We start from the raw sequence: 9,368 nt of genomic DNA on the forward strand, positions 1-9,368 counted from the left end.
ACTCCCCGGACAGAAAACAGCCCACGGTCTGGGTTGGCCGGTCGCGCTGGTCCCAGTCGCTGTGACGCACATTCCACACATACACCGGCGCCTGCCAGCCTAGCTGTTGCCCCTGTTTCTCCAGCATACGCAGCGCAGTCTCTATCTGCGTCCGCTGGCCGAGCTGGTCTTCGGTTATCGCCCACACCACGCCATCCAGCGGGCGACGGCGACGCAACCTACGCAATGCCTGTAACTGCGCTTTATCCGGCTGGACCTGCAAACTGCCGCCCCACAGCAACAGGTGGTACTCGCCCTCTTGCCATTTCTGCTGAACAAGGCCAGGAACTATCTGATCTACTTCTTGATCTTCGCCCATCACCAGTAAGATACGCACTTTGTTACGCCAAAAGCGACCATAACGCCGACTGAGGTGAAAATTGATCATCTCCCTATTTTCATCCTCAGAGGTATAAATTTTTAACCGTTCTTCTCTGGCCGGACGCATACCTTGTTGTTCGATTTCCCTTCTGAGGTATTCCTGCCGATAGATCCCAACGATTACCGGGAAAAGACGCAGTACACTAAAGATCAATACAGACAATCCCCAGGCAAATATTTTTTTATCATTTTCATTCAATCCGATTTTTTCACCGTAAAACCAGATACAAAATGCCGATACAGCAGCAACGACGATAAATAGCAGTGCGTTACCGATTTTGGTCCATTTATTACTAATCATTTTGATTGTTCCTCCCATGCCTGAACTGTATTTACAGCCCAGTTACGATCATTTTTCGCTAAAACTAAATAATTCCCTGAATGATATTGAGATAAATCAATAGCCAACCCAGTTGCCAACCAATAGGCATTTGGGCCAAGCACACCAATAAACTTTTCAATATTTTTAATCCGTTCCAGTTTTAATGCTGCATTCTGTTCCTGAATCGCTGGCATAATTTGTGAAGTATAGGAATATATATCGTTATCATCCCCTAACATACCGATGGCTTCTTTCGCAGATGATTGGGTATTAATAAAGGTTTTAAATTGTTGCTCAAAATTTTCAGCGTCAATTTCCATCGGTCGATAAATTCTGGCTTTCTCAGTCAATGCAAATTTTTGTGTCAAATCATCGGTTGCCATAAGCAATACTCCTAAGCCTTCTGAAAATCGCCCGGTGTTTTCAATTTGCAGCAATATCAGTAATTGCACTTCACTAGCCGGATCTTTTAACCAATGTTCAATCTGCATTGCCGACAAATAAGGCACCAGATTTAGTTGAGATAATGGCTGACGTGCAGGAAAAATCGATTGCCACTTTTCTTGCAATATTATTTTTAATTTCTCATATTCTTGTGCAGAGCCATGAGTGATAACCGTTGCGCAGATTTGTCTGTCCGGCGGGATATCAGAGATCGCCTTTTCAGCACTGTGTAATAATATCTTCACTGAATCATGCCATTTATTCTCTGACCATGAAAAATAGTCTATTACTTTTTTTTCACCATATTGAACGGCAATTTTTGGCTCTTCCTGCACGATAGTCCCGGCGGTTATTTTCTCCGGTAAAAATACACTATTGTGTAACACAGACATATATCGACTGGCCCAGATTTTCCACTCTCTATCAATAGATAGTCGCTCTTGATGCCAAAAATGATATATCCCCAACTGATAACCAAAGAGATATAGCCTCAGTCCAAATGCAGCCAGCCATATTAGGCCAACCGCACCAAAAATTATCCACCATTGTTGCAGCCTGATATATCCAGACCATAACACATAGCAAGCCATACCGATGCAAATAATAAGCATGCCTGAAACCAGCCAATGCCATAATACAGGAAAGACAGGTTCCTGCTGGATTGCAATTACAGGTTTATTCCAGCTCATACTTTTACCTTTATAGAAAACATTTGCAATAACCTAAAACCACATAGAGAAAACAATATCTTATGGCACAGAATAAAATACCATTAACTCTACGTTGCTTAATTTTCTCTTTTAATAATGATTATCATTAACTTCCAATTAAATTGGCTCAAGAGAATTTCAATAATACGATACAAAGAAAATAATCTTTATTTCATGGTATTACCCACTGCCAACCGAGTGTTAATCTTACTTTTCAGATTATTTACCAAACGGCTCAACTAGCGCCTACATTTACCTGCCGCCAACCATGCTGATCAACCATCACCTGTGTACAACTACCTAATAATGCAACATTTACTGGCGTCAGTGGCTCATTAGCATTTGCGTGAAGAGAAGGCAGTGAACGATAAATGTCTCGCAAGTTTTCAGCATAATGGCTTGGCTGGATGGTAACTTTCGCGGCAAAAGGGATAAAGTTATCACTACGCCCATAACTTCTCGGCGTTTCCCCCCGGCTTAAAAAGGCAATGACTTTTGCTTCATTCGCTCGCCAATCGGCTTCGCCATCAACCATCGGCGCCATCTCTGCATGTTGCATAACATTTTCGTAGCCATGCTTTGATTGTACCCATTTTAACGCAGCCAATACTGCACGCTTACGTGCATCAACGATTGTCCCTTCTTCACACTTCTGCTCATGGTGTTTTAGCGGATTTGCCACGCCATCCCATAAATTATTATCAATCAGAACCGCAATGATTTCTCCTTTCGTTTTTGATGATGCATATTTTAATATGTCCCCCTGACTGGCATTGATTTTCTCCATCAGTTTAACCCGCTCGTGTTTGTTATCGCGGAGGCTTGTTAAATTAAAATTGCCACCAGACATTGCCACTTCTTTTACCGAAGCCTGCGGCTCCGTTTGAGTTTTCTTTTCATCTTTACAACCTGACAATGCCAGTAATACTAAGCCTACTATTATAGGATTTACGGATTTATTCCGGCCCATACTCTTACCTTTATAGAAAACATTTGCAATAACCTAAAATCACATAGAGAAAACAACACCTTATAGTACAGAATAAAATACTATTAACTCTACGTTGTTTAATTTTCTCTTTTAAGAATGATTCTCATTACTTTTCAATTAAATTAAACCGGCTCAAGAGCGTTTTAATAACACTTCACAAAGAAAATAATCTTTATTTCATGGCATTACCGCCTGCCAGTAAATCGATAGATTCCCCTCCTACATCAGGTTGAACAGTAATATTTTTATATCGCCAATGTCCTGCATGTTTATCTGCATCAACATACACCGTACCACCAGACCGATTTCCTTTAATAGCAATTTCAAATCCCGCTTCACTCTCGCTAATACTGCCAGAAATAAACCAGCCTGCTTCAATGGGTTGACCTAAAACACTTTTCACCGCAGGATTAGATTGTGCCAGCGATAAAGCTTTTTTATAGGGCTCCGAAGATTTTATTGCGTTCATGGCAATCATAAATATACCTGCGATGAAAACAGGAATAAAGCAGACAATCATTAATTTCCATTTACGAGCCAACCAACTACGTTTTTCAGGAAGAGAAGGTACACCCGTCATTGCTTCGTTATCCGATAAACTCCGCTCTTTTTGTATCGTTACATTTTTTTCTTTCATCTCTTTAATACCTTTTCATTCGGGCGAAATGCCACGTTATCTTATGTTCGAACTTCTTATTCCATCAGATATAGGGCAGAACCCTATTTACAGTTTTTTACAACTCATTTAGCTATTGCTTATTTTCCTCTGTAATCGTGAAAGCAAAACCCATCGCCATTTCATAATGGTTATCATTATCCTTTCCTCATATAGCGACGTTACTGTTTTGTTTATTTAACTGTTTTTCTCCTTTTCAAGGATCATTCTATTCAGTTATTGGCTTCTCCTTACAACCATAAAACTAGTTAGATTCAAAATCGTGCTTTTAGTTCAAAAAAAATTCATTACACAGAGAATATTTTAACTCACAGATAAAGTGTGTCTTTTTTCAATACCCTTTTACCCTTACTATTGCTGTACTTCGGTGAATGTTGATAATCGCTTTCTGAATACTCGTCATTATCCAGTTCAGCTCCGAGTATGCTTTTCATGATTTTGCTATTCCCTGTTTATTAAGCTGGTTCATTGTCGGCTTTTCTCCGTCATGTGAATCTTTTAAATCTAAAGTTGAATGCTGGGTTTCAGGGTAGTTAACTACACAACGGAAACCATAGCCTGGAGAATTAACTTTATATTTTTTTAATGACACACTATTTCTTGCCACCGTTGTGCTATTCAGTACCCCCCCAACTCCTAGTCCTACATAGCCTCTCACAACCTTTTTATCACCATGCTCAGGCCCTTGTGGGTTATGTTCTGGTGAACGCTGATAATAGTCTTCTGCATACCAATCATTGATCCAATCAATGCCATTACCCATCATGTCGTACAACCCCAGAGGATTCGGTGGAAAAGATCCCACCGGGCTATTACTTGAAGAGAACCCCTTTTCTTCATCGTAATAGTTATCACTGCTAGCAAAGATAAATAATTGACCTCGACTGCGCGCCGCATACTCCCATTGCGCCTCTGTCGGCAAATCTCCCCTCTTACCGCTTACTTTGCCCAGCCATTGGCAATAATCTTTAGCATCCTGCCAGTCTACTGAAGCCGGATAGTTATCACCTGTACTCTCGACAAAATACTGAGAAATCCTATTTTGTCTCAGTTTGTTATACGTTGCCGTTTTCGGCAGATCCAGAATCTCTCGGTAGCGATTAAATTGCCCCCAAGTCACCTTGTATTTAGCAATGCTAAAACTGTTCAGTGTTACTTTATGTTCATATTTATTATCTATATCTGAGTTGTAAAACAGGTTGTCACCGTCGCGCATGCCAAAATCCCCCATCATAAAACTGCCCCCTTTCACCGGCACCATTTCCGCCAATGCTTCTTTCACCAACGCCTGCTGTTCTGTCTGAATTTTCTTTTTATCTTTACAACCCGCCAATGTTAGTAATACCAAACCAGCCACTAAGGGATAACAAAGTATGCTTTTCATGATTTCGCTCCTCCCTGTTTATCAGACTGACTCATTGCCGGCTTTTCTCTGTTATGAGAATCTTTTAAATCTAAAGTTGGATTCTTGGTTTCAGGGTAGTTAACTACACAACGAAAACCGTAGCCCGGTGGAATGAGTTTCCCATTTTCAAACCAATCCTTATCCCGAGTAATAGTGGTACTGAATACTCCATCCCCTCCACTCATTCCCCGCATCACCTTTTCGTTTCCGTGCTCAGGACCTTGCGGATTATGCTCTGGAGAATGTTGGTAATAATCCGCTGAATACCAATCATTAACCCAATCGGTACCATTACCCATCATGTCGTACAATCCCAAAGGATTTGGTGGATAAGAGCCAACTGGACTAATTCTAGAAGCAAAATTCTCTTTATAACCATACTTGTTATTATTACTGGCAAAGATAAATAACTGCCCGCGACTACGAGCTGCATACTCCCATTGCGCTTCTGTCGGTAAATCCACTTTCTTACCACTGATTTTTCCCAACCATTGGCAATAATCCTTGGCCTCCTGCCAATACACCGAAGCAGGATAATTATCTCCAGTACTTCGGTTAAGATATTCGTAGTCAGGATCTGAAGATTTCAAGTCATTATAGGATGCCGTTTTCGGTAACCCTAGAATCGCCCGATAACGATTAAACTGCCCCCAAGTCACTTTATATTTTGCAATTTTAAAACTGTCCAGCGTTACCTTATGTTCCAACCTATTATCCATATCAAAACTATAAGGCAAATGTTCTGCTACCCGGCGACCAAAATCCCCCATCATAAAACTGCCACCTTCCACTGGCACCATTTCCGCCAGCACTTCTTTTACCAACGCCTGCGGTTCTGCCTGAACTTTATTTTTATCTTTACAGCCCGCCAGTGTTAGCAATACCAAGCCAGCTACTAAGGGATAACAGAGTATGCTTTTCATCATTTAAATATTCCTCACATAACCGTGCTGCTCAATCACCACCTGTGTAATACTTTTAAACAACTCTGCATTTACTGGTTTCAGAGGTTCATTTAAGCTTTTCGCTACCTCAGCACTAGCAGGTAACCAGTTATAAATATCTTTCAAATTTTTTGCATAATGACTAGGTTCAATAATGACTTTAGCAGCAAAGGGAATAAACTTATCACTACTCCCATAGACTTGTGGCGCTTCACCTTGACCCAAAAAGGCAACCACTTTCGCCTCTCCTTCTTTCCAGTCATTTATTGCTACATCGGGATCTTTCCCTACTTCACCCGGTACCTTATGCAAATTCTGCATCACCTTTTCGTAGTCGCGTTTTGACTGTACCCATTTTAATACTGCGAGTATTGCCCGTTTACGAGCACTGAATACCGTCATGAATTCACCCTTTAATTCACGGTTACTGGCTGGACTCGCTACTTCATCCCAGAAATTAGTTTCAATTAGCGCAGCAATCATTGCCCCGCGAGTTTCCGGTAATGCATATTTCAGTACGTCCCCTTGGCTGTCATTAATCTTCTCCATCAATGCCACCCGTTTTTCTTTATCATCCCAAGATTGCTTTAGATCGGTAATTAAGCCACTAACATTCTTAGCTATTACTATTTCTCCCAACTTCAACAACGGCATCATACAAAACGCGTAATAATGCTCCTCAGCCATCAGCTCCAACATCTTCACATAATCCATATTGCGCAACATATAGGCCAGACATGGCATAAACTCTTCCCATATCGCCTCGCCATCAATATCAAAACTGACCGCCCCTTTACCGCCAACACCCCAACACAGACCACCTTTGGCAACGACGCGAATACGGCCCCCCCGATAACTAAACGACACAATGCCACTGAAACCTCCACCAACCTGCCCTGTAATACCAACACTGACTTTCGCCAGCGGCCGAAATTCCATTGGATTCTTTTCCGGGTTTTTCCACATCAGGCCGCCACTGACATTGGCACCGCACTCTGCCCCGACAAACATGCCTAGTTCCTCCCCGTTATTCGATCCCTCCAGCAGCTTGGAGACATCCACCTTGCGACGTCCCGGCACACCATTGCCATCCAGCGCCATCTGTACCGGTACCCCTTTCGCCACATCCCCTTTCAGATTTACTCCCACTTCAATCCCCAAACTGGCCCCCACGCTGCCCGATAGTGTCAGCGTCAGGTCAAACCGCCACATTCCCAACACGCCTTCGCTGCCATCCTTGCGCGGATAGCACAGTTTCACGCCGGTCCTGTCCGGCAGATGGAGCGTCGCTCTGGTTCGCGACTCCGCCAACGCAAAATTGGCATAAAAATTAATCTTCCCTGATGCGTCCAACAGCCCTTTCAACCCATTCTTACTGATTTCCAGCGGGTTCCATGCGGCTTTGGCTCCCGCACCATAAGACCAGCGCATCAGTTGGGATTGTGAATCAAACGCAATATGTTCCCCTTCATACGGCGATGTTTTCAGGCTGTTATTCAGGTCTTGCGCCCACTTCCCCCAAACACCGCTGTGATCATCAATCAACTTCACATCCAGCACCGTTAATGAAGGTTTGAGGTTTTTAATTTGCGATTCCAGCTTTTTGCCATCTATCTCCATTCGGGTACGGCTGTTGCCCTCTTTATCTGTATACGGCACTTCCCGTAAAAAGCTTTTACCACCACCTTTCTTATCCTGTTCATTCAGCTTATAGCGCCGCCAGTGGCTTTTGATTTTGTCTGACCGAACGTAGGTGTATTTGTAACCCTGATAGCCTTTATCCATCGCTATCAGTTCCGTGATACCAATCGCGCTTTTTTTGGCGTTTTCATCCAATAACGTCGTTTTAGGCAAATTTTCTGGTGGACTTAAGGTAGTTAGCTGATTGCGTAACCGTTCACAAGCACCATTCAATTCGTCATAAGCTGCTTTTAGCTGCACTTCTTGCCCGTAAGCAGGCACCATTGTCTGCTGAGTACACTGTTCTGTCAGAGCGTCTAACTGACGTTCCGCCTCAATGCGCTGTTCCACACAGTGACTCAGAAAGTTATGCTCCTCCATCAATGCGTGGACATCTTCTTTATCCACAAAAATCAAGGTTTCACTGTCAGGGTGGAAATATATTGCTGGCTCCGCTTTGATATACACATCGGTGTTTTGCGGTTTTACCCCGGTTTTTCCGGTCGATACGGCCATACGGTTTTCCTCTCAGTAAGTTAAAAGTGTTCAATATTTAGTTTGTCCGGCGTGGCGGTATGAATTTCAACGGTTTTACCGTTTTCATCACTCATCCCTTCAAACACTTGCCCATCTGCGGTGGTAATGCGGTAGCGCCTGTGAGGTAAAACTTCCCCGCTGTCCTGATCCTTTAAGGTAAAAAACCCACTGTATCCCCGTGGCGGCACCGGCGCTGGTGTATGAATATTTTCAGCGCCCATTTTTTGTATATTTGCCGCTTTCAACAGGATGTTGCCGGGGCAACCTAATTCGATATTGCCGTCTTTGATCCGAATATAACCACCGCCACTGGATAGCAAGATTTCCCGATCAGCACTGAGCGTGACTTTTCCCTCTATGCTGGCGATAGCAATATCCTTTTTAGCCAGCGCTGACAGTTCATCATCCTGTGCCTGTATCGCCAGCTTTCCCTGATGAGCAAATAATTGCATGCCGGATTTTTGCGCAAATAGATTCACCGATTCACCACCAATCGCCGTGATGTCTTTCAACGCGCTGATATCGACATTTTTCCCCGCTATCACGCCAACACTGCGATTACCCGATGCCACTCTGACCGATTCAGGACTGACAATCCCTATCCCTTGTGGCGCATGCATCAATATTCCCGGCTTTTTCAGCCCTTCCAGCGTCTGGTTAAGGTTAGTCTGTGCTGTACAATCCCCCGGTTTACCCTGGCCGATTTCTGCTGCCTGTGATAATGATTTTGCGATAGACAAGGCCGTTTCTAACTGTTCGATCACCGCCGCCATATCTAACTGCCGGCCCGAGGCTTTAACCTGCTGATCGGCGCTGATAAACAGCCCTTTCCCGGCCCGGATGGCTCCCCAGTCGTCGGTACGCAACTCAAATCCTTCGCCGCGCTTATTGGGATGCGGTCGCTTTCCATCCACCAGATGGCCCAGATTGAGCTGGCTTTTCCCGCCGTATTCGGTACTCAGTTTGATGTGCTCTTTGCCGCGCTCATCGTCCATGCGTAGTTTGTTGTTGGCCGGTGTGCGCAGCACATTGCGTTTGTAGTTGTAGAGAGTCACATGGTCTTCATGCCGGGAATCATGCAACGCATGGGCGATGTAGGGCCGGTCCGGGTTCCCCTGCTCAAACGCGATCGCCACTTCGGTTCCCTGGATCAACGGCCAGTGAAAACCGTGAGTTTTACCGGCATACGGCCGGGCTAAGCGCACCCACAGACTTTCACCGCCCAACGGCCATTCATCC

Annotated in this window: 8 protein-coding genes and 1 pseudogene; all 9 read right to left on the reverse strand. The window is 43.9% G+C overall.

What is annotated here, in order from left to right; translation table 11 throughout:
• A pseudogene (locus EAE90_RS24065) lies at positions 1–721 on the reverse strand (ImcF-related family protein); the annotation flags it as partial.
• Positions 718–1,875, reverse strand: a complete 1,158-nt coding sequence (locus EAE90_RS22290) for a hypothetical protein (RefSeq protein ID WP_214055329.1) — start codon at positions 1,873–1,875, stop codon at positions 718–720. The gene EAE90_RS22290 and the pseudogene EAE90_RS24065, both read right to left, overlap by 4 nt.
• A 256-nt stretch (positions 1,876–2,131) precedes the next feature.
• Complete coding sequence (locus tag EAE90_RS22295; RefSeq protein ID WP_214055330.1) at positions 2,132–2,866, reverse strand: hypothetical protein; 735 nt, start codon at positions 2,864–2,866, stop codon at positions 2,132–2,134.
• A gap of 193 nt (positions 2,867–3,059) precedes the next feature.
• Positions 3,060–3,524: a cytochrome c oxidase assembly factor Coa1 family protein gene (locus EAE90_RS22300; protein WP_214055331.1), complete on the reverse strand. Its 465-nt coding sequence runs from the start codon at positions 3,522–3,524 to the stop codon at positions 3,060–3,062.
• 347 nt (positions 3,525–3,871) lie between these two features.
• On the reverse strand, positions 3,872–3,997 hold the full coding sequence (locus tag EAE90_RS24350) for a hypothetical protein (RefSeq protein WP_281422387.1): 126 nt from the start codon (positions 3,995–3,997) through the stop codon (positions 3,872–3,874).
• A complete protein-coding gene (locus tag EAE90_RS22305) occupies positions 3,994–4,947 on the reverse strand; it encodes a formylglycine-generating enzyme family protein (protein ID WP_246551080.1) in 954 nt (317 codons plus the stop codon). The genes EAE90_RS24350 and EAE90_RS22305 overlap by 4 nt, the downstream gene beginning before the upstream one ends.
• Positions 4,944–5,894 (reverse strand): formylglycine-generating enzyme family protein, encoded by a 951-nt coding sequence (locus tag EAE90_RS22310; protein ID WP_339921761.1) that lies wholly within the window; start codon positions 5,892–5,894, stop codon positions 4,944–4,946. The genes EAE90_RS22305 and EAE90_RS22310 overlap by 4 nt, the downstream gene beginning before the upstream one ends.
• Positions 5,895–8,108: a hypothetical protein gene (locus EAE90_RS22315; RefSeq protein ID WP_214055332.1), complete on the reverse strand. Its 2,214-nt coding sequence runs from the start codon at positions 8,106–8,108 to the stop codon at positions 5,895–5,897.
• A 20-nt stretch (positions 8,109–8,128) separates the two neighbouring features.
• A partial coding sequence (locus tag EAE90_RS22320) for a DUF2345 domain-containing protein (RefSeq protein WP_214055333.1) occupies positions 8,129–9,368 on the reverse strand: 1,240 nt, incomplete at its 5' end.

Origin of the sequence: Photorhabdus caribbeanensis (assembly GCF_018448885.1) — a bacterium.
Classification (GTDB): Bacteria; Pseudomonadota; Gammaproteobacteria; order Enterobacterales; family Enterobacteriaceae; genus Photorhabdus; species Photorhabdus caribbeanensis.